At 66.7% G+C, this 23,564-nt stretch carries 9 protein-coding genes; 1 reads left to right on the plus strand and 8 read right to left on the minus strand.

What is annotated here, in order from left to right; translation table 11 throughout:
* From F3087_RS37315 to F3087_RS37330, 4 genes are all read right to left on the minus strand, one after another.
* Positions 1–13,806 (minus strand): non-ribosomal peptide synthetase (locus tag F3087_RS37315; RefSeq protein ID WP_150406858.1); only part of this gene is annotated, 13,806 nt, incomplete at its 3' end.
* Between the two features lie 23 nt (positions 13,807–13,829).
* Positions 13,830–15,158, minus strand: a complete 1,329-nt coding sequence (locus F3087_RS37320) for a MupA/Atu3671 family FMN-dependent luciferase-like monooxygenase (RefSeq protein WP_150406859.1) — start codon at positions 15,156–15,158, stop codon at positions 13,830–13,832.
* Positions 15,155–16,852 carry a fatty acyl-AMP ligase gene (locus F3087_RS37325; protein ID WP_191094336.1) on the minus strand — a complete coding sequence of 566 codons (1,698 nt, stop codon included), beginning with the start codon at positions 16,850–16,852 and terminating at the stop codon, positions 15,155–15,157. The genes F3087_RS37320 and F3087_RS37325 overlap by 4 nt, the downstream gene beginning before the upstream one ends.
* Positions 16,853–17,652: 800 nt before the next feature.
* Positions 17,653–18,069 (minus strand): hypothetical protein, encoded by a 417-nt coding sequence (locus tag F3087_RS37330; RefSeq protein WP_150406861.1) that lies wholly within the window; start codon positions 18,067–18,069, stop codon positions 17,653–17,655.
* Positions 18,070–18,411: 342 nt separating this feature from the next.
* Here F3087_RS37330 and F3087_RS37335 point away from each other — a divergent pair, with 342 nt between their 5' ends.
* A complete protein-coding gene (locus tag F3087_RS37335) occupies positions 18,412–19,410 on the plus strand; it encodes an isopenicillin N synthase family dioxygenase (RefSeq protein ID WP_223885642.1) in 999 nt (332 codons plus the stop codon).
* A 4-nt stretch (positions 19,411–19,414) separates the two neighbouring features.
* Here F3087_RS37335 and F3087_RS37340 read toward each other — a convergent pair whose 3' ends face one another.
* Genes F3087_RS37340 through F3087_RS37355 form a run of 4 tightly spaced genes read right to left on the minus strand, consistent with a single transcriptional unit; the run spans position 19,415 to position 23,355 of the window.
* The gene (locus F3087_RS37340; RefSeq protein ID WP_150406863.1) at positions 19,415–20,434 is read right to left on the minus strand and encodes an ABC transporter substrate-binding protein; all 1,020 of its coding nucleotides are present in this window, start codon (positions 20,432–20,434) and stop codon (positions 19,415–19,417) included.
* Positions 20,435–20,449: 15 nt separating this feature from the next.
* The gene (locus tag F3087_RS37345) at positions 20,450–21,271 is read right to left on the minus strand and encodes an ABC transporter ATP-binding protein (RefSeq protein ID WP_223885643.1); all 822 of its coding nucleotides are present in this window, start codon (positions 21,269–21,271) and stop codon (positions 20,450–20,452) included.
* 30 nt (positions 21,272–21,301) lie between these two features.
* On the minus strand, positions 21,302–22,342 hold the full coding sequence (locus F3087_RS37350) for a FecCD family ABC transporter permease (protein ID WP_223885644.1): 1,041 nt from the start codon (positions 22,340–22,342) through the stop codon (positions 21,302–21,304).
* A complete protein-coding gene (locus tag F3087_RS37355; RefSeq protein WP_150406864.1) occupies positions 22,339–23,355 on the minus strand; it encodes a FecCD family ABC transporter permease in 1,017 nt (338 codons plus the stop codon). The genes F3087_RS37350 and F3087_RS37355 overlap by 4 nt, the downstream gene beginning before the upstream one ends.
* Positions 23,356–23,564: the final 209 nt, after the last annotated feature.

Raw genomic sequence — 23,564 nt, forward strand, 5'->3', positions numbered from 1 at the left:
ACCCACCTGGTCGAGCCCGAGGACCTGCGCGAACACCTCGGCCACGACGTCCTCGGTTTCGGTGGCGGGCGCGCGGTACTCCGTGGTCGCCCACTCGGGGACCGGCAGCGCTCGCCGGTCCACCTTCCCGCTCGCGGTCAGCGGCAATTCGTCCAGGACGGTGATGGTGTCGGGCACCATGTACGACGGCAGTCGCCGCGCCACGGCAGCGCGGATGGCGTCCGGATCCGGGCGATGGCCTGGCGCCTGGGTGAGGTAAGCGGCCAGCCGCGCGGTGTCGCCATTCGTGACCTGAGTGACGACGGCGCGCTGTACTTCATCGAGTTCGGTGAGTACGGCTTCGATTTCGCCGAGTTCCAGGCGCTGGCCGCGGATCTTGATCTGGGCATCGGCGCGGCCGACGACGACCAACGCCCCGCTGTCGGGCAGCCGGCGCACCAGATCGCCGGTGCGATACATGCGGGCTCCGGCAGGTCCGAACGGATCGGCCACGAATGCCGCGGACGTCGTGCCGACCCGGTTGAGATATCCGCGGGCCACGCCGGGTCCGGCCACGTACAGCTCGCCGACCACGCCCGGTAGCACCACATTCAGCCAGGCATCCAAGACCATCGAACGGATACCGGGAATCGGGTTGCCGATCGACACCGGAACGCCGGCAAGCAATTTCGTGCCGGTAACCCAGATCGTGACCTCGCTGGGGCCGTACAGGTTGTATACGTTCCGGATCCCGGCGGCGTCGCTACCCGACCATTGCTGCACCAGCGCAGGCGGACACGCTTCGCCGACCGCCATGAGCACGCGCAGCTCATCGAGTTGTCGGGTATCGAGTGAGGCCGCGACCGCCGGAGTCAACGCCGCATGGGTCACCCTCTCGGCGCGCATCAGCTCGGTCAACGGCTGCCCTGCGAAAACATCATCGGGAGCGACGATCAGCGCGCCGCCGACCGGCACCGCGAGCAGCAGTTCGAAGATCGCCGCGTCGAAAGTGCGTGCGGCGACAGCCAATACGCGTGACTCGGCATCCGTGCCAAGGTCATGGTGCTGGGCCGTGGTGACCGCGGAAAGCCCGGCGTGGGTGACCGCCACCCCCTTCGGCGTGCCGGTCGACCCTGAGGTGTAGACGATGTAGGCGGTGTTGTCCGGCCGTGTCGAGCCGCGCCGATCAGCGTCTTCGATCGAGGCAGCGTTCCATGGGAACGGGTCGAATGTGTCCAGATCGAACACGACGAGCCCGGGTACTTCCCACTCCCCTACATCGACGGTGAGCAGCACGGAGGCCGCACAGTCGGCGAGGATGCCTCGATTACGCTCCTGAGGCTGTGCGGGATCGATGGAGACGAACGCGGCCCCGGTCTTCGCGACGGCCCACACCGCTCGCATCCACGCCCCGGATCGGGGAATGGCGATCGCCACAACGGTTTCCGAGCCGGCGCCTTGCGCGATCAGCGCCCGCGCACAACGATTCGACCACTCGTCGAGATCCCGATACGTCCAGGCTTGTCCCGCGTCCACGACTGCGGGCCGGGCCGCGAATTCCGCTGCGGCGCGGGTGAGTATCTCGGAGAGCGCGCTCGGTTGCGGACCGGTGCCGCCATCGCTGCACTGACGCAACAGCATTCGCTCGTCCGGCGTGAGCAGATCCAGACCGCGCAAGGCGATCCGCGGATCCGCCACCACGGCCTGCACGGTGCGCTGGAGGCGACGCGCGAACGCGACGATCGTCGATTGATCGAACAGGTCGAGCGCGAAGCTGAGGGTGATCGGCACACCGGTGGCAGTGCTGTCCGGGATGTCGGCGACGGTGATGGTGAGATCGAAGCGTTCGACCCCGATATCGAGGCTCTTCAGCGGCTCGACCGCGAGGCCCGGCAGTTGGGCCAGCGCCGGGTCGAGGTCGAGGTTCTGGAAGGCCAACAGCACCTGGAACAGCGGGTGATATGCCTGGCTGCGTGGTGGGTCGAGGGCCTCTACGACTCGCTCGAACGGAATGTCGGCGTGCGCGAACGCGGCCAGGTCCACTTGGCGGCAGTGGTCGAGCAGGTCGGCGAACGAACCCGACTCGTCGACCTGGGTCCGCAGGACGAGCGTGTTGACGAACATGCCGATCACACCGTCCAGCGCGGACGCGCCGCGGCCCGCGATGGGCGTACCCACCGCGACATCGGCGCTGCCGGACAATCGCGACAGCAACACCGCCAACGCGGCGTGCACCACCATGAACACGGTTACCCGATAGGTGCGCGCCACGGTGCTCAGCCCGGCCACCGTCGCGGCATCCAGGGTGAACGAGTAGGTACCGCCACGCTGCGACGCCACCACCGGTCGCGGCCGATCGGCAGGCAACTCCAACCGATCCGGCAGACCGGCCAAATGCGCTGTCCAATAGGCGAGTTGACGCGCGGCCATGCTCTGCGGATCGGACTCCGCGCCGAGCACTTCGCGCTGCCACAACGTGTAGTCGGCGTACTGCACCGGCAACGGCGTCCATTCCGGCGTCCGCCCCGATCGACGGGCGGTGTAGGCCAGCGACAGATCACGCACCAGCGGCGCGATCGACCATCCGTCGGCGACAATGTGATGGAGCACCGCGACCAGCAGATGGTCGTCGGATCCACTGCGCAGCAACGTGACTCGCCACGGTGGCCGCGCGGACACATCGAAGCTCTGTCGCACGATACTCGTCACCCGATGCGTGAGCTCGGACGATTCGACAGCCTCCAGTGCGACGGCCGAGTTGCCGTCGATGGGCAGAATCCGCTGGCACGGTATCCCCTTCTCGTCCGGGAATATCGTGCGCAAGCTCTCGTGCCGGGCCGCGATATCACCGATCGCGGCGGACAACGCCGCCGAATCCAGTCGGCCGCGCAGCCGTAGCACCATGGCGATGTTGTACGCGGGCGAGTCCGGCTCGAATCGGTTGATGAACCACATTCGAGATTGCGCGAACGACAACGGGATTCGGGCAGGGCGGTCCCACGGAGCCAACCGGACACTCGGCTGTTCGCCGATCTCGGTGGACCGCGCGGCCAGTACCCCAGCCAGCCGGGCGGCGGTCGGTGCGTCGAACACGTCGCGTACTTCGACCGTGATTCCCGTGGCCGTCGCCACGCGGGAGGCCACCCGCGTCGCCGAGAGTGAATGTCCGCCCAGCTCGAAGAAGTTGTCGTCGGCACCCACTCGGTCGGTGCCGAGCACTTCCGCGAAGACCGAGACGACGGTCTCTTCCAGTGGTGTCGACGGAGGCCGATAGGTCGAGGTGATCAGCTGCGGGGCGGGCAAGGCGCGACGGTCCACCTTGCCGTTGGGCATCAGGGGCAGCTCGTCGAGGATGACGATGGCCGCCGGAATCATGAACTCGGGCAGCCGATCTGCCGCGAACTCACGGATCTCGGCCATCAGATCGGCGATGCCGGGGTCGTTCACGTAGGCGCCCAGTGAATCCAGCGGACCCGCGCTCAGATAGACGTCATCGAACACCGTGGTCTCGTCGGCGCCGCGGACGAACACCGCGTCCATCCGGCCTGCCACCGGTGACCAGGTGACCGCGACCGTGAAACCCAATTCGGCTCCGAGCGCTCGGATCTCGTGCGGGAGCACCGCCGCGGTCGTGCTGCCCAGGGCGAGATCGGCCACGCGCTTCTGCTCGACGGCCGCGTCGACGGTTCGGGTGGCCGTGACATCGAAAAGCGTTCCGCCCTGCGGTATCCCGATGATTCGCACGCTGTCGGGTCGCTCGGCGCTCAGCTGAGCGCGCAGTCCGCGCAGATCACCGAATTCGGACCAGGGTCGCTGCGGCAGTCCGGCGAGCGAGCGAACCTGTGCCGGCGCTTTGCGCAGGACCACGTCGTAGCGGTATCGCGTCAATTCGTTGTCGACCGGCGCGTACTTCAACTCGATATCCACCGCGGCCACATCGGCGAACTTGTCCCGCAATGCGACGAAGAACTCGGGGGCGACCAGCAATTCCTGCTCGGCGATCAGCGCGCGGCGCGCGCGTTCCCGCACCGCCGCTACCGTGTCCTCTTCCCCGCCGCCGGCCAACTGTGTGCCGGTGGCGAACTCCCGCAACAACGTCAGGTTGCGGATATCGCCGACGAAGAACGCGCCGCCGGGCAGCAGCAATCCCATGACCTGGTCGATCACTTCGATCAAGTAGGCGGCATTCGGAAAGTACTGGGCGACCGAGTTCACCACGACCACATCGAATCGGCCCACCGGCAGTCCCGACACATCGTCGGCGGACTGCACGCGCAACTGGACCCGGTCCGCCCACTCCACCGCCGATTCGACCAGTCGCGATCGAAGATTCTCGATGGTCGCCGCCGAGAAATCGGTGCACCAGTATTCGGCGCACTGCGGCGCCAGTCGCGACATCAGCAAGCCCGATCCGACACCGATTTCCAGCACCCGGGCCGGGCGCAGGTCGAGAATCCGGTCCACGACCGCGTCGCGCCACTCCCGCATCTGCTCGATCGGAATCGGCTCGCCGGTGTAGCTGCTGTTCCAGCCGCCGAAGTCGGCATCCAAAGCCAGGGGCTCGGTGAATTCACGGCCGTCGCCGCGGTAGCTTTCCTTGCCTGCGTACAGGTTGTCGTAGACCTGCCGCCAATGGTCGACCAGGTCAGCTGCCCGGTCGCTGTCGTCGACGACGGTCTTTTCGCGATCGCGGACAACGTAGGCGACCAACTGCTTGTCGACCACAGCGTCGGTATCGGCGACAGCGCGGGCGACGACCACCGCGCGGGACACCGCCGGATGCGCCACCAGTGCCGCCTCGACCTCGCCGGGCTCGATCCGATAGCCGCGCACCTTGACCTGGTCGTCGGCCCGGCCCGCGAATTCGAGCACGCCGTCGCGGGTCCACCGCACTACGTCGCCGGTCCGGTACATCCGATCGGCGACCCCGAACGGGCAGGCCACGAATCGTTGCGCGGTCAGCTCGAGCCGCCCGGCGTAACCGCGCGCCAATTGCATTCCGGTGACATACAGTTCGCCCGCTACACCCACCGGTACCGGGCGCAACCGCGAATCCAGAATGAACACCCGCACATTCGCCACCGGCGCACCGATCGGTATCCGCTGATCGGTGTCCCACGGTTGCGAACCGAGGATCTCCTGGGTCGAGACGCACACCGTGTTCTCGGTCGGCCCGTAGGCATTGGCGATATCGACGCCCGGCCAGCGATCCCGGAATCGGGCTACCGCGGCCGAACTCAAGGCGTCGCCGCCGGTGACCACCTGACGTATCGGCGCGGCATCGAGTTCGGGTTCTGCGGTCGCGAGCAATTCGAAGAGCGCGGTGGCGACGAACATTGTTGTGACACGATGACGGGATACCGTGCGCATCAGCACGGAAAGGTCGAGTCGATCGGGGGGCGCGATGACGATCGTCGACCCGGCCAGCAAGGCTGGCCACAACTCATAGGCTGAGGCATCGAACGCCATCGATGAATGCAACAACACCCGCTCACCCGGACCACCGGGCCAGCCGTGCACCGCCATATTCACCACACCGCGGTGTTCGACCACAACACCCTTCGGACGCCCGGTCGAACCCGATGTGTAGATCACATACGCCGCATCGGCAGGCGACAACACCGGCAAACCGAATGACTCACCAGTGCTGAAATCCGCAACGTCCACGCATATCGATGCGCGGTCACCCAATGGCAGCCCGGCTCCGATAGACACCGTCGTCAATACCAGCAACGGATCCGCATCGCCCAGAATGAACTCGATCCGCTCGCTCGGATACTCGGGGTCGATCGGCAAGTACGCGCCACCGGCGACAACCACCGCCAGTACGGCAGTTACCAGATCGATCGACCGCGGCAAGGCCACGGCCACGACCGAACCGCGACCAACCCCACGCCCCACCAACGCCTGCGCCAGAACGTCAACGCGCACAGCCAGTTCCGCGTAGGTGATGTCACCATCCGCGTGCGCGACTGCTACCGCTTCCGGCGCGTCCGCTACCTGTCGCGCGAACAGGCGCGCAAGCGAAGTCTCTTCCGGCAGTGGCGCTGCGGTGTCGTTCCAGATCCGGAGCACCCGGTCGCGTTCCTCGGGCGCGAGGACGTCCATCCGGCCGAGGGGCAATCCCGGGTCCGTGGTGACGATGTCCAGCAGCCGCAGATAACGCTCGGCGAAGCCGACCACGGTCGCACGATCGAACAGATCTGTGGCGTATTCGATTCGGCCCGACAGCTCGGGAGCCGCGGTGTCGTCGGCCGGATTCATCCGCTCGACCACGTCGACGTGCAGGTCGAACTTGGCGGTGCCGGTGATCGCCGGAACGATCTCGACCGCCAGCTCGGGCAGGTGCAGATCCGGCAACAGGTTGTTCTGCAACGCGAACGACACCTGGAACAGCGAGTGGTACGCCGGCGAACGGATCGGTTGCAGCAATTCGACCAGTCGCTCGAAGGGGGCGTCCTGATTCTCGTAGGCGGTCAAGGCCTTTCGGCGGACCTGGTCGAGAACCTCGTCGAAACGGGGGTTGCCGGACAAGTCCACCCGCAACACCCAGGTGTTGACGAAAAAGCCGATCAGATCATGGGTCGCCTCCTGGGTGCGTCCGGCGACCGGGCCACCGATCGAGATGTCCTCGCCTGCGCCGAGCCGCGACAGCAACACGGCGAGCGTCGATTGCAGCAGCATCGACACGGTTACCTGGCGATCGTGGGCAACTCGATACAGTGCCGCGCACAGCGCGGGCTCGAAGGCGAACTCGATCACGTCGCCGCGATTGCTCGCCGTCGGCGGCCGGGGGCGATCGGTCGGCAGTGTTATCGGCTGCGGTGCGTCCGCGAGTTCGGTTTCCCAATAACGGAATTGAGTTGCCAGGATGCTGTCGGGATCGGACTCGGCGCCCAAGGTCGCACGCTGCCACAGCGTGAAGTCCGCGTATTGCACCGGCAATGGGGCCCACGGCGGTGTCTGTCCTTGTCGACGCGCGACGTATGCGGCCGAGAGGTCCCGTACGAACGGCGCGATGGACCAACCGTCCGCGGCGATGTGGTGCAGCACCAACACCAGGCTGTGGTCGTTGAAACCGTTGGACAGCAGGGTTACTCGCAACGGCGTCTCGGTCGAGACGTCGAATCCGCGCCGCACGAGACCGGCCAGCTCACCGGGGTCCGCCGTCTCGATCGTTGTCCCCGCCACGTCGACCGGCAGGATCCGCTGGTAGGGCACCCCGTCCGCATCGGGGAACACGGTGCGCAGGCTCTCGTGCCGCGCCACCACATCGGTCAGGGCGGCCGCCAGCGCCTGCTGATCCAACGGTCCGCGCAGGCGCAGCACCATCGGAATGTTGTAGGCCGGTGAGTCCAGTTCGAATCGGTTGATGAACCACAGTCGAGACTGGGCGAACGACAACGGCATTCGCTCCGGGCGCTCTCGAACCGTCAGCTCCGGCCGGGCCGGGCCGCGGTCGGCTTTGCGTTCGGCGAGCACCTGCGCCAACCGGGCGGGGGTGGGGGCCTCGAACACATCCCGTACGCCGACCTCGATGCCCAGTACGGCGGTCATCCGCGAGGCCACCCGCATCGCCGACAGCGAATGTCCGCCCAGCGCAAAGAAGTCGGCATCCACTCCGACGCGTTCCACGCCGAGCACCTCGGCGAAGACGGTGACGACGATCTCCTCGGCCGGCGTCAGCGCGGCGCGATAGTCGGCGACGGCGAACGTCGGCGCGGGCAATGCGCGTCGATCCACCTTTCCGTTGGGCGTCAACGGCAGGCGGTCGAGGACGACGATGGCCGACGGAACCATGTACTCCGGCAACCGATCCGCGACGAAGCGCCGGATCTCGTCGGCGACAGCCGTCTCCTCCTGCGTCGCGTCGCCGCGATCGAGGACGACGTAGCCGATCAGCCGCTTGTCCACGGCGCCGGCTGAATCCGCTGTCGCGGAATCGATCTCACGGGCGATCACCACCGACTGGGAAACCAGCGGGTGCGCGGTCAACACGGTCTCGACCTCGCCGGGCTCGATTCGGTACCCGCGGACCTTGACCTGTTCATCGGCGCGGGTGACGAATTCCAGCACGCCGGCGCGGGTCCACCGCACCACGTCGCCGGTCCGGTACATGCGCTCACCGGCACCGAACGGACAGGCCGAGAACCGTTCTCCGGTGAGGCCCGGTCGATTCCGATACCCGCGTGCCAGTTGCACTCCGGCCACATACAACTCGCCCGCCACACCAACCGGCACCGGCCGCAATCGCGAATCCAGTACGTATACGCGCATATTCCCGATGGGTGCGCCGATCGGCACGCTGCCCCCACTCGTCCACTCCGGCGAATCGGGGATTTCATAGGCGGATACGCACACCGTGTTCTCGGTCGGCCCATAGGCGTTGACCACGCTGATGCCCGGCCACCGGTCGTGGAAGCGGGCGACCGCGACAGTCCTCAGGGCGTCGCCGGCGGTGACCACTCGATGTACCGAATCGAGTTCGAGTTCTGGGCCTGAGCTCGCCAGTATCTCGAACAGCGGGGTCGTCACGTACAACGCGGCCACCCGATGCCGAGCTATGGACCGGCTCAGTTCCGCGATATCCGATCGGCCGGGGGGTGCGATGGCGATCGTGGACCCGGCCAGCAGTGCAGGCCACAACTCGTATGCCGACGCGTCGAACGCCATCGATGAATGCAACAGCACCCGCTCGCCCGGACCACCGGGCCAGCCGTGCGCTGCCATATTCACCACACCGCGGTGTTCGACCACAACGCCCTTCGGGCGTCCCGTCGAACCCGACGTATAGATCACATACGCCGCATCCGCCGGTGACAACTCCGGCAGATCACCGAGCGAATCACCCTCCAGATCAACAACATCCAGGCACAGCGATGTGCGCTCACCCAACGGCAGCCGCGCACCGGCGGATACCGTCGTCAACACCAGCAATGGATCGGCATCGCCGAGAATGAACTCGATACGGCTGCTCGGATAGTCCGGATCGATCGGCAGGTACGCGCCGCCGGCGACCACCACCGCCAACAACGCAGTCACCAAGTCCGTTGACCGCGGCAGCGCCACGGCCACCACTGAACCCCGACCGACCCCACGACCCACCAACTCGCACGCCAGAACATCAACCCGCACAGCGAGTTCCGCGTAGGTCAGCTGCTCATCGCCGAACTGCAGCGCGACGGCGCTCGGTGCCGAGGCGACGCGCGCGCGGAACGCCGCCACGATCGTGGTCTCCGGCAGCGTGGTCTCGAGCCGCGAGTTCCACTGCGTCAGCAGCTGTTCACGTTCCACGTCGGCCAGGAGACCGATATCCGTGATCGCTTCCGCCGGGTCTGCACTCACCGCGCGCAAGACACGGAGGTAGCGGTCGGCGATGCCGGACACCGTGGTTCGGTCGAACAGATCGGTGGCGTATTCGATCCGGCCGACCAGCACTCCGGGACTTTCCGTGCTGCCGGGAATCTCGATCAGGTCGAAATGCAGGTCAGTCTTGGCGGTTCCGGTGGAGAAAGCGACGAATTCGGCAGCCAGGCCGGGCAGGTCGAGCGCGGGCAGACCATCGTTCTGCACCTCGAGCGACACCTGGAACAACGGGTTGTAGGCCGTCGACCTGGCCGGATTGATCAGCTCAACCAGCCGCTCGAACGGCGCGTCCTGATTCTCGTAGGCGGTCAAGGCCTTTCGGCGCACCTGGTCGAGGACCTCCTCGAAACGCGGGTTGCCGGACAGATCCACCCGCAGCACCCAGGTATTGACGAAGAACCCCACCAGCTCCCGCAGGGCCTCGTCGGTACGCCCGGCGACCGGACCGCCGATCGACACATCCGGGCCTGCACCCAGCCGCGACAGCAGCACCGCGAGCGCCGACTGCAAGACCATCGACGCGCTGACCCGGCGTTCGCGGGCGAGTCGGTACAGCGCTTCGCGCAGCGGTGCGTCGACGGTGAATTCGACGACGTCGCCGCGGTTGCTCACCAGCGGTGGGCGGGGCCGATCGGTGGGCAGCGCGATCGGCTGCGGCGCGTCGGCCAATTCCTGTTCCCAGTAGCGACATTGCGCCGCGAGCGCGCTCCCCGTATCGGACTCGGCATCCAGAAGTTCACGCTGCCACAGCGCGAAGTCGGGGTATTGAACCGGCAGCGGACGCCAGCCCGGCTCCCGTCCCGCCAGCCGGGCCGCATAGGCCGTCGACAGATCGCGCAGCAACGGCGCCATCGACATGCCATCCGCGGCAATGTGATGCACGACCAACACCATGACGTGCTCGGACTCGCCGCACCGAATCACGGTGGCCCGCAGCGGCATATCCACTCGCAAGTCGAATCCGCTGCGGACCCGTTCCGCCACGGCATCTTTCACTCGCGCGGGATCAACGGCGGTCAGCTCGAGCGCCGGAGCGCTCGGCACGACCTCCTGATATGGCACTCCGTCCAGCTCGGGATAGCGGGTCCGCAGCGCTTCATGGCGCTCGACGACCGCTCCGAGTGCGTCGGTCAACGCCTCGGTATCCAGCGATCCGCCCAGCCGGAAGACCAGCGGGATGTTGTAGGTCGGCGATTCGGGGTCGAATCGGTTGATGAACCACATACGTAACTGCGCGAACGACAACGGGATTCGCGCGGGACGCTCCCGAACGGCCAGCTTCGACCGCGCCGGACCGGTCTCGCGTTCGGTGAGTAACCGGGCGACTCCAGCGGCTGTGGGGGAATCGAAGATGTCGCGCACGCCGACCGTGCGGCCGGTCACCTCAGTCAGTCGCGTGGCCACCCGGGTCGCCGAGATCGAATGTCCGCCGCGCGCGAAGAAGTCGTCGTCTACGCCGACGCGGTCTACCCCGAGCACCTCGGCGAAGGCAACGGCGACAATCTCTTCGAAGGGTGCGGAGGCGGCTCGGTACGGTGCGACCGGTCGCTGCGGTGTCGGCAGCGCACGGCGATCGACCTTTCCGCTCGAGGTCATCGGCAATTCGTCGAGCACCGTGAAGGTTTCGGGAACCATGTACGACGGCAGTCGACGCGCCACCGCCTGTTTGACCGTGCTCGCGTCGATGGTGCGTCCGGGTGTGGCGGTGAGATAGGCGGCGACCCATGCTTCGCCGGTCTGTCCGCCCACGGTGGTGGCGATCGCCTGCTGTACCTCGTCCAGGCCGGTCAGGGCGGCTTCGATCTCCCCGAGTTCGAGGCGCTGGCCGCGGATCTTGATCTGGGCATCGGCGCGGCCGACGAAAAGCAGCGTCGCGCGGTCGGCGCCACGGGGCTCCCAGCGCACCACGTCGCCGGTGCGGTACATCCGCGCACCGGCCGGACCGTATGGGTCGGCCACGAACGACGCCGCGCTCAAACCGACCCGGCCCAGGTAGCCGCGGGCCACCCCCGGGCCGGATACGTACAGCTCCCCCGCCACGCCGAGTGGTGTCGGCCGTAGCCACGAATCCAGCACCGCCAGGCGGACTCCCGGTATCGGAGCGCCCAGCGACACCGCGTCACCCGGACGCAGCGCCGCGCTGGTGACCCAGATCGTGGTCTCGCTCGGCCCGTACAGGTTGTACAGCTGACGAACACCGCTGGCGTCGCTACCCGACCATTGCTGCACCAGCGCAGGCGGACACGCTTCGCCCGCCACCATGAGCACGCGCAGAGCATCGAGTTGCCGCGCATCGAGGGTGGCCGCGACAGCTGGAGTCAAACACGCATGCGTCACACTCTCGGCACGCATCAACTCCGTCAACGAGTCACCGGCGAAAGCATCACGGGGAGCGACGATCAGCGCCGCGCCGACCGGTACCGCTGCCAGTAATTCGAAGACCGCCGCATCGAACGTCCTTGCGGCAACTCCCAACACACGAGAGTCTTGGTCGAGTCGGTACTGCCGGGCGAGGGTGTCCGACACTCCAGAAAGACCGGCGTGGGTGACGGCGACACCTTTCGGTGTGCCCGTCGAACCTGAGGTGTACACAATGTAAGCGGTATTGCCGATCCGAACCGCACCGCGTCGATCCGCGTCGGTGATCGGGGCGGCGCTGTGCTCACGCAGTTCGAGCCGGTCGATATCGACTACCCGAACGCCGCCCAAATCGGTCGCTTCTGAGACGGTTTCACTGCTTGTCAGCAGAATCGAGGCGGGACAATCGGCGAGGATGAACCGATTCCGTTCGACCGGATGGGTGGGATCGATGGTCACGAACGCGGCACCGGTCTTGGCGATCGCCCATACGGCACGGACCCACGCCGCAGAGCGCGGAATCGCTACCGCCACTGTGGTTTCCGGTCCGGCACCGCAATCGATCAAACCCCGCGCACATCGATTCGACCATTCGCCCAGTTCGCGGTAGGTCCACGTGCGCGTGGCGCCGTGGATCGCAAGCCGATCCGCGTGCGCAGTCACGGCCCGAGACAGCATGTCCGGCAACGTGACCTGCGTGGGCCCCGAACCACCGGCGGCAGACTCCAGCAGCATCCGGCGCTCGTCGGGCTCGAGCAATTCCACGGAGCGCGCTCGGGTGTCGGAGTCCGTGAGCACGCTGTGCAGGAAGCTGTCGAGGAACTGCGCGAACCGCCGGTGGTGGTACTCGACCTGTTCGGATGTGTAAACGCTTGGGTTGGCGAAGAAGTCGACGCGGGTGCTTTCGCCGCCGACCGCCGGATAGACGTTCACCGAGAGGTCGGGAACCAATCCCGGGGTCAATACCTGCAGCTGGCCGGTGATGTCACCGAGGACGATCCTCGTATCGAGGATCATCAGGTCGACCATCGGCCCGGCGGCCCGCGGGAGATGCTGGGCAGCAACCGATTCCGAGTCCTGGAGCATGTCCTCGTGCCGGTACCGCTGGCCGCGCAGGACCGCCATCAGCGTGCGCTGTGTCTCCTCCAGCAGTGACCCGACGGTGCGATCGGGGGTCACGGCGATCCGGAACGGCACGATGTTGGCGGTCATCCCGCCGGAGCGGCTCATGGACGCGGTGACCCGCGCGGACACCGGCAGGCTCAGCACCACGTCGTCGGAGCCGGTCATGCGCGCCAGGTACAGACCGAAGGCGGCGAGCAGGAAGACCGACGGGCCGACCGAGCGCGTCGCGACAGCGGTGCGGAGCGCGTTGTCGGTGTCGGCGGACAGAAGTGCGCTCACCGAGAGGGGGTGTTCTTCAGCGAGCGCGACCCGATCGGTCAGCGTGACCGGCTCGGGGAGTTCGGCGACGTACTTCGACCAGAACACCCGATCGTCGTCGAAGCGTTGCGAGGCGCGATACTGCTCGTCCGCGGCAACGATTTCACCCAGTGACCGAATCGACTGCGCGCCAGCGTCTTTACCAGCCAACGTCGCGGAATAGAGCTGCGCGCTGCGGGTGAGGATGTTCAGGGCGGCGATGCCGTCCAGCACGATGTGATGGGCGCGCAGGTACCAGAACCAGCGTCGCTCGGCGACCCGCACGATCGCGCCCTGCACCACCGGGCCGTGCCGCAGGTCGATGGGTGCGCGGTAGTCTGCGCGCATCCAATCCTGTGCTGCGGCAACCGGATCGGGCACCGACGTGCAATCCAGTTGCCGCACCGAGCTGTTGGCGGTTTCGTCCACCACCTGGCGCAGTTGTCCGTCCACCTCGAATACCCGCATGCGGCTGACCTCGAACTCGTCGAGCGCCTGCTCGAACGACCCGATCAGCCGCACGGTATCCAGCTCACCGGCGAGTTCCACGTACAGCGCGTTCGACACGGGTGTGGCGCCGGCCAACTGCTGCAACAACTGAATCGCCCGCTGTGCCGCGGTCAGCGGATAGGTAGCTGGATGACCGTCACGGGCATGCAGGGGTGAACGATGGTCGGGCATCCCGCCTCCTGAAGATCCGAAGCTCAAAGAGAACGTGCTTTGTTCGCGAGGGTGGCCAGCGATTCGAGACCGTCGAGCACGGCCGGCTCGGCCACGCCGAAGTCGATGAGGCAGGCGATCTCGTCGGCGCCCGCTCGGTGCAGGCTTTCGACCATCGGCAGCGCCGAATCCGGGGTGCCGAACAGGCCGTTGGTCCGGTAGTACCGTTCGAAAGCGAAGTCCAGCACCTTGTTTCGGGACCGGTCGTCCAGACCGTCGAGGGCCTCCGCGCCGCGGCGCCACAGATCGACGGAATCGGCGAGGTAGCGCTTGAACGGTCCCTGCACCGTCTGCCGCACCGCGGCGTCGTCGTCACCGACGAACGTGTGCAGCATGACCGTGACCTTGCCGCCGTCGGCGTCGTGGCCGTGCCGGGCGCGCGCCTTGCGATAGGCGGTGATCTTGTCCGCCAGTTCGTCGACGCTCTGGAACAGCAAGGCGGTCAACACATTCACGCCGAGCTCGCCGGCCATCTCGAAGCGCTCCACGCCTCCGCTGCACGTCACCCAGGCGGACAGGTCCGGCTGGATCGGGGTCGGGAAGATGCGCACCGATCGCGATTCGCCCGCACCGTTCGGCAGTTCGATCGACTCACCCCGCCACAGCTGTTGAACGCTGCGCATGCCGGAGCGCATGACCTCGACCCGGTTTCGGTAATTGTGTTGCGCCAGTACGAAATCGTCGGGGTTCCAGCCCGTGGCGAAGGCGACGTCGACCCGGCCGTCGGACAGGTTGTCGACCACCGACCAGTCCTCGGCGACCCGCACCGGGTTGTGCAGCGGCAGCACCACGCTGCCCGCCCGGATCCGCACCCGCTGCGTGATCGCCGCCAGCGCCGCCCCGAGGACGGCGGGGTTCGGGTACAACCCGCCGAACTTGTGGAAATGCCGCTCCGGCAACCAGATCGAGGCGAAGTCGTGCGTGTCGGCGAAGCGGGCGCTGTCGAACAGCAGGCGGTAGCGCTGGGCACCGGTTTGCTGCGCGTCGCTGGCGAAGAAGAACAGGCTGAACTCGAGGCCCGCGCCCATCGGGCAGGACCGTGCGATCGCGCCGCCGACCTCGGCACCGGGAGCGCGGTGCTTGGCTACCTCGTCGACCAGATCGGCGACGCACATGCCGCCGTAGACGTCCTCGGCGGATATCTCGAGGCCGAATCGATCCTCGAGCATCGTCAGCAGCTCGGCGGCCTTGACCGAGTCGAGACCGAGTGCGGTGAGCGGTGTTCGCGGGTCGACGGATTCGAGCCCCAGGCGTTGCCGCGCCCAGTCCAGGAAGAATGCCGCGGTGTCGGCGTCGCCCTGCGGCTCGCTCATATGGCCCTCGATTCCGACTCGTTGGCGTACAGGTGGCGCAGGTGCGATCGACGGATCTTGCCGCTCGTCGTTTTCAGCACCTTGCCCTTGTCCACGAAGATCACTCGATGCAGCGCTACGGCGTGGTCCCGGCTGACCGCGGACCTGATCGACGCCTCCAAGGCGGCGACACCGTCGTCCGCGATTTCGTCGTCGAGTTCTTGCACTACGATCAACCGCTCTTCGCCGTTGATCTCGGCCGACAACGCGGCGCAGCCGCCGCGGCGAAGACTCGGATGGGTGGACTCGATACTCCACTCGATATCTTGCGGGAACAGGTTTCGCCCGTTGATGATCATCACCTCTTTGAGCCGGCCGCAGACGAAGAGATGCTCGTCGACCATGAATCCGAGATCGCCGGTGCGCAGATACGGTGTTCCGTCCTCGCCGGCGATCTCTGCCGCGAATATTTCCTTGCTCTCCTCGGGTTTGTTCCAATAGCCCGAAGTGACGCTCGGCCCGGACAGCCAGATTTCGCCGACCCGGCCCGGATCCGTTCGTTGCAGGGTCTCGGGATCGATCAGCGCGGCGGTTCCCGCCCCGACCCGCCCCAGATCGACCAATTCCCGGGCATTCGGCTGTTCTACGACGAGACCCTTTTCCAGATCCCCGCTCGCGAACGAACGCGTGCGCAGTCCCGAGCCCACCGGTCCCCCGCTGACATACAGGGTCGCTTCGGCGAGGCCGTAACCGGGGAAGAAACTCTCCCGGCGGAATCCGCTCGCCTCGAACTTGTCGGCAAATTTTCGCAAGACGATCGGGTTGACCGGTTCGGCGCCGACGAACGCGACGTCCCATTGCGACAGATCCAGTTGCTCGGCATCCGCGCGCGACACTCGCTCGGCGCAGATTCCATAGGCCAGATTCGGGCCACCCGCAGTGATATTCGTGTTCGTCGATATCTCCCGCAACCAGATCAGCGGATCGCGCAGGAAGGTCAGCGGGGACATGAGCGTCACCGGATAACCGGCGAAAAGCGGCGACAGAATTCCCAGAATCATGCCCATGTCGTGCGACGGTGGCAGCCAATGGACGGCCGAGCTGTTCTCGGAGTGCCCGAAGGCGCGGCGTTGGCATTCGAGATTGTGCATGAGGTTGCGGTGGCGCACCACAACACCTTTCGGGCTGCCGGTGGAACCCGAGGTGTATTGCAGGTGGGCCACGTCGTGCGCGGCCGGCAGCGAGGTGTCGAGCAGCCGCCGGGAACCGCCGCCGTCGGTGGCCGCGCTGTCGATGACCTTCTCGTCGGGCCAACCGAGCAGGTCACGGGCGATCGCCGCGGCCGACTGCGGCGCGATGACGGCCACCGCGCCGCTGTCGCGCGCGATCGCCGCCACGGTGTCGGAATGTCGTTGCGAGGTCGGCACATACAGGGGCACGGCGACGCGCCGGCTCAGCAGGCAGGCGAAGAATGCGTGCACCATGTCGAGGCTCGGCGGGCAGAGCAGCAGGATTCGATCGCCCGGCGCGCTGATTTCCTGCAACCGGATCGCCAAGCCGGCCACCCGGCCCAGCAGGACCGCATAATCCTCGACTTCGCGGTTGCCGCGGCCGTCGAGAAACGTGTAGCCGACCCGCGTGGGTTGCTCGGCGGCGCGACTCACCAAGATGTCCGCCAGAGTCGACGGGCGCCCCGATAATTGTTCGTAACTCATCGACCTTCGACCTCCCAATTCAGCTATAGCCACACTGGACGAACGACTTTCAGGCCTGCACAAGACGCCGGGGAGCGAGTACCGACCGCTCCGCGCGCTGCACATCCTTGCACAGATCCGAGCGACCCAGCGGCGACCGAACTCCGGTCTGTCGAAAGCCCTTCGCGATCAGAACTTCGGCGGTCCGTCGCGTAGCCGCAGCACCAAGCGATTGCTTTTGGCACCGGGCGGTCCGAGTGTCGCCGCCTCCGACGTCGAAAGTCATTACTGCACTGTGGATTATCTGCTCCTCGCGCACTCGATCCCGGTCACTCGAAAATCTCGGAGAACGTCTCGTCAGCGGCACGATAGGACGGCAGGGCGTAGCGAACTGATACGTGTCACTGTTCTCCTTCCAGAGTGCGACGCGACGGCAGTGGTCGAGTGTTCCTCCTAGTTCGTCGCCGCGAGTGTCGCGGATGGGTCGAGGTTATGTCGAATCCGAAAAAGTGGGATGGGGGCGTCGAGGAATCATCGGCCGGTCGATATGCATACTTCGGAGGCATCGTGCCGTCGCATTGCGCGTGTCGGCGCTGCTGTTATGCGATTGTTGCCGTGCGGCGCAATTCTATTGCCACATCGAATCGCGATTCCGGCAAGCGTCGGCGTCGATGGTCCGCGACGGGATACACGAAAACCGGGGACGACCGAGCGGCCCACCTACGGGCCGCGGGGTCATCCCCAGTTTCTTTATGACACAACGGATATCGTTCTAGACGTACTGGCATCTCCGCAAATCAGCTCGGGGCCAGGCGATCTCGTCAGACGATACGGACGTTCATCGTGTAGGAGGCGTCGTCCGCCGGCGAGGTGAGCGTCACGTGGTACTTGCCCGTCTGCGGGAGACGGATCTGGCTCGAGGTGTTGTCGCGGCAGATCACCTGGCCGTCGGGGGCCGCGATGACGAAGCGAGCGGTGCCGGAGGCTGAGGTGTAGTGCGAGATGAGGTCGGTGCTCATCTGCTGGCCGGCGCGCGCGTCGATCACCCAGATATCGGTGTAGCCGCGATTGATGTAGCCGGTCACGGTGCCGTGGTCGGTTCCGGGCGCGAACTTGATCTCGGCGTAGACCCCGCTGGCGTTCGCGACGCCCGCGCCCGCCGAGACGGCGAAGAACGCCGCCGCGATCGTGACCATGGCGAAGGCCACTTTGCGGAGGGTGGTGAGGCAGACAGTCATGATGTTCCCGTTTCTCGCTGCATTGAAAGGTGTTACGCCACAAAGCTTGCGGCCCGACCCTCAGCAAGCTCTATCGGTTCACTAACGGCCTGGGTGGGCTGACACCCACTAGTCCGAACGAGGCACCCCGCTCGCTCGACGGGGCGGCCGTTCGCTGCGCATGCACGTTCTGTGCATCCGGGACGTTCCGGGATAGAGGTTCTAAGTGCGTGTGCGTCTACTCGTGGAGGAAATCCGTGACGGCTCGCCCATAGGACGGCTGTTCGTCGTCGATCTTCCGATACTCGAGGCCTACCTGCCGGATATCGAGATAGGACAACAACATTGAACGAGCAGAACCGAGTGACGGTTGTCGAGGGGTTCGTTCCGGTGATCGATCTGTCGACCAGAGACAGCGATTCGGGGCGGCGGAGTATTGCCGAGGCGATCGGTGCTGCCTGTATGGGTTCGGGGTTCTTCACCGTCGTCGGGCATCGGGTGCCGGCGGAGCTCATCGAGCGGATGTGTGTGACGAATCGGGAGTTCTTTGCGCTGCCCGATGCGGTGAAAGACGTTGTCGCGCATCGCCCTGGGGTGTCGGGGTTCCGGCGGATGGCGGGATCCACGGCGCACAGTCTGGACAAGCGGACGCCGCCGGATCTGTGCGAGGTCTTTTCGGCCCATGTGACCGGGGATCTGAGTGAACAGGAGCGCGCGGGCCTCGGAAATCATTGGGCCTCATGGAAGTTGGCCAACATTTGGCCGGATACTCCGGCGGACTTCGCGGAAACCTGGCGCGAATACATGGCGGCGCTGACGCGGTTGGCCGGTGATCTCATGCGACTGTTCGCGCTGGCGTTGGAGCTCGACGAGAACTTCTTCGACGGCGTCTTCGACCGCCATGTGTCTTCGGTCGCTGTCAACTATTACTTCCCGCAGCGCGAGGCGCCGCTCCCCGGCCAACTGCGTCGCGGCGAGCACACCGATTGGGGCAGCCTGACCATCCTTTACCAGGACACCGACATCGGCGGGCTCCAGGTGCGCCACGGAACCGGCGAATGGCGGGACATCCCCACCATTCCCGGCGGATTCATCGTCAATATCGGCGACCTGATGTCCCTGTGGACCGCCGGCCGATGGGTGTCGACCATGCACCGAGTCATCAACCCCGAACGCGGCAACAACTCCTCGCGCCTATCGATCCCGTTCTTCTACCTCCCCAACCACGACACCCCCATCGACCCGATCGGCTCCTTCACCGACGGCGACGCGCAACAGCACTACGGCGCGACCACCGCCGGCGAATGGATCTCCCGGAAGATGCAAAAAACCTTCGCCGCCGACCCGCAGGACTATCGGTAGGTGCTCAGGCGAGGAACTTGCCGAGGTCGTCGAGGACGCGCATGGCGCCGATGGGGCCGAGGCCGAGGAACCAGACTTCGTCGTCTACCGCGATGGCGTGGCCGGCTTTGACCGCGCTGGTGTTGCGCCAGATCGGGCCGGAGGTTACGGCTTTCTGGTCCGGGGAGACGTCGGCGCCGTAGCTGGAGTAGAAGATCCAGTCGGCGGCGGCCTGATCGATGTTTTCCTTCGAGACCTCGACCGCTAGTTCGTTGACGTTCTGATTCGCGGGTCTGGGCAGGCCGACGTCGGCGAGGATGACGCCGATGAAGGATTTGTTGGCGTAGAGGCGGATGTTGCCGCTCATGAAGCGGACGAGCGAAATCGTCGGTGCGGCAGGCAGTTTGGCCTTCACCTGATTCGCCTTGGTCTGGTAGTCGTTGAGCAGCTTGGTGGCCTGCTCTTCCGCGCCGAGGGCGGCGCCGACCAGCAGGAAGTTCTCTTTCCACGGGAAGCCGGGCCGGATGGAGAGCACGGTCGGCGCGATGGCGGACAGCTGCGGGTACAGGTCGTTGACGCGTAACTTGCTGCCCAGTATCAGGTCCGGCTTCAGCGCGGCGATCTTCTCGAGGTCGAGGGTGTTGGTCGGACCGACCGTGGCGATGTTCTGCACCCGGTCGGCCAGATACGACGGCACACCCTGCTGACCGGCGGTGGTGGCCATGCCGACGGGCGTAACCCCGAGTGCGAGAACGTCGTCCAGTTCGCCGGAGTCGAGAACGACCACCCGCGTGGGCTTCTTCTCGATGCGCGTCTGCCCCATCGCCTGGGTGACCGTGCGCGGGAACACCCCGGGCCCGACGTCGGCCTTGAGCTTGGCGGTCTCGGTGTCGGCGGTGCCGAACATCGCGCCGCCGGTGGCGACATTCTTGTCGCCGTGACCGGTGTCGCCCGCGCTCGCGGGGGTGGTGGCGGGGTCGGACCCGCATGCGGTGAGCAGTGCGACGGCCGCAACGGCGACCACCGCCTTCGTCCATCGGACCATTGTGTGATTCCTTTCCTAGGACCGGGTGGCGGGCTCGGCGGCCCGGCCGGTGCGATGTCGTCCGATCGGAACGACCATCGGGGTGCCGGACACGGGGTCCGGGATGATCTGAGAGGGCAGGCCGAAGACGTCCTCGACCAATTCCGCGGTGAGGATGTCCGCGGGTGCGCCCTCGCGGGCGATGTCGCCGCTCTTCATGGCGATGAGGTGATCGCCGTAGCGGGCGGCCAGGTTGAGGTCGTGCATCACGATCACCACCGTGGTGCCGTCGACCTTGTTGAGGTCGGCGAGCAGGTCGAGCACCTCTACCTGATGGGCGATGTCGAGGAAGGTGGTCGGCTCGTCGAGCAGCATGATCGGGGTGCGCTGGGCCAGCGCCATGGCGATCCACACCCGCTGGCGCTGGCCGCCGGAGAGTTCGTCGACCGAGCGCGACGCGAGTTCGACGGTGTCGGTGACTTGCAGTGCGCGCGCCACGGCGGCGTCGTCCTCGGGGGTCCATCGGCGGAACATGCCCTGATGCGGATAGCGACCGCGTCCGACCAGGTCCGCGACCGTGATGCCCTCGGGCGCGACCGGGGACTGCGGCAGCAGGCCGAGCACCCGCGCGACGTCCTTGCTGCGCAACGCGGAGATCTGCTCGTCGCCCAGATAGACCGAGCCCTGGGTGGGTGCGAGCAACCGGGCCAATCCGCGCAGCAGGGTCGATTTCCCGCACGCGTTGGTGCCGACGATCATCGTCACCTTGCCCTCGGGGATGCGCACGGTGAGGTCGTTCACGATCGTCACCGGTCCATAGCCGAGCCGCAGGTTCTCGGTGCGCAGAGTTGGTGTCACGCTTTTCCTTTCAGACACGCACGGCCCCTTTCAGACTCGCCCGGCACGGTTGGCGGCGGCGAGCAGCCACAGCAGATACGGCGCGCCGACCGCGCCGGTCACCACGCCGACCGGCAGTGTGGTGCCGAGCAGATGCTGTGCGACGAAGTCGGCGGTCAGCGTGACCAGCGCTCCGGTGAGCGCGGCGGGCACCAGGGCGGTGCGGCCGCCGCCGGTCAGCCGGGTGGCGATCGGGTTCGCGACGAACGCGACGAACGCGATGGGACCGGCCACCGCGGTCGCGAAAGCCACACTGGCGGTGGCGATCAGCAGCAACAGCAGCCGCGAGTACTCCACCCGCAGGCCGAGGCCGGCCGCGACGTCGTCACCGAGCTGCAGTCCGTTGAGCGCGGGGGCGAGCAGCGCGACGGCGGGCACCAGCACCGCGAGCGCGATCGCCAGCGGGATCACGTGGTGCCAGCTCCGGCCGTTGAGGTTGCCGATCATCCAGACCAGCGCCTGCTGGGCGAGGGCGACGTCGGCCCAGGTCATGAGGTAGGAGACGACGCTGGTCAGTACCGCGCCGACGCCGACGCCGACCAGCACGAGCCGAAAACCGTTCACCCCGCCGCGGTGCGCGAGGCCGTAGATCACCGCACCCGTGCCGACCGCGCCGGCGAACGCGGCCAGCGACAACGCCGTGCCGGACAGCCCGAAGACGACCAGTGCGGCGACCGCGGCCGCGCTCGCGCCCTGGGAAACCCCGATCACATCCGGACTGGCCAACGGGTTTCGGAGCAATCGCTGAAACACCGTGCCGCCGATGCCGAACGCGATGCCGACCAGCGTGGCCGCGACCGCGCGCGGCAACCGCAGCTGCCTGATCACGAACGCGCCCTGCCCGGTGCCGTCGCCGAACAGGATGCCCGGAATGTCTTGCAGCGGAACCGAATATGAGCCGACGGTGAGCGTCAGCGCGAAGACCAGCAGCAGCGTCAGGAACAACGCGAGCGTCACCATCCGGGCGCGCGTCGCGCCACTGCGCCGGGCGCGGGCGATGGCGGCCAGCGCGGCCGCGTCGACGGTATTCACGCCGCCACCAGCTTGCGGCGGCGCACGAGCACGACGAGCAGCGGCCCGCCGATGACGGCGGTCACGACGCCGACCTGCACCTCGGCGGGCCGGGCGATGACGCGGCCGACCACGTCCGCGACCAGCAACAGGATCGAGGCCAGCACCGCGGCGTACGGCAGCAGCCAGCGGTGATCGGGGCCGGTGATCAGCCGGGCCGCGTGCGGGATCATCAGGCCGACGAAGGCGATGGGTCCGGCGATGGCCGTGGCCGCGCCGCACAGGATGACCACCGCGAGCGCGGCGACACCGCGGGCGAGCGGCACGTTCTGGCCCAGCGCGCGGGCCACGTCCGGGCCGAGCGCCAGCGCGTTCAACATGCGCGCCGACAGCATCGCGAGCAGGACGCCGACCGCGAGGAACGGCAGCGCCTGCCCGACGGTCGGCAGGTCGCGCTCGGCGAGCGAGCCCACCTGCCAGAACCGATATTGATCGAAAGTGGTGGTGTCGGTGAGCAACAGTCCGCTGGTCACCGACTGCAACGCGGCGGTCACCGCGGCGCCGGCGAGCGCGAGCTTCATCGGGGTGGCGCCGTCGCGGCCGAGCGAGCTGACCAGGTACACAACGCCGCCCGCGACCGCGGCGCCGGCGAAGCCGAACCAGACGTAGCCGGTTACCGAGCTCAGGCCGAGCACGCTGATCCCGAGCACGACGAACAGCGCCGCACCCGCGTTGACCCCGAGTAGCCCGGGATCGGCGAGCGGGTTTCGCGTCGCTCCTTGGATGATCGATCCAGCCAGGCCCAGCGCGGTGCCGACCAGGATTCCGATCACGGTGCGCGGCAACCGCAGATCGCGCACCACGGCGTGGTCGACGTCGGCGGGGTTGTAGTGGAGCAACGCGTCGAGCACGGTGGTGAACGTCAACGCGCGTGAGCCGATGGCGATGCTCAGCAGCACGGTGAACGCGAGTAGCGCTAGTAGCAGCGCCAGCCCCAGTGCGAGCGGGAGCGTCCTGGTGCGGGCGCGATCCATGTGTGTCGGTTACCTTCGATTGCAGACTATACGGTTTGCCTACCCTAATTCATGAGTGGTGGGACGTTTAAGCCGCCGGTGGGCAGTGTGCTGTCAGCTCGCGCTCAGCGCGGCGATCGCGTCCACTTCTGCTGGAGCGACGCTTATGGAATCCACGCCGTCTGGTGCGACGCTGACCCACCGGGTCGGCGGCTTCGGATCAGGTCTAC

This window comes from Nocardia colli (assembly GCF_008704205.1).
GTDB classification, from domain to species: domain Bacteria; phylum Actinomycetota; class Actinomycetes; order Mycobacteriales; family Mycobacteriaceae; genus Nocardia; species Nocardia colli.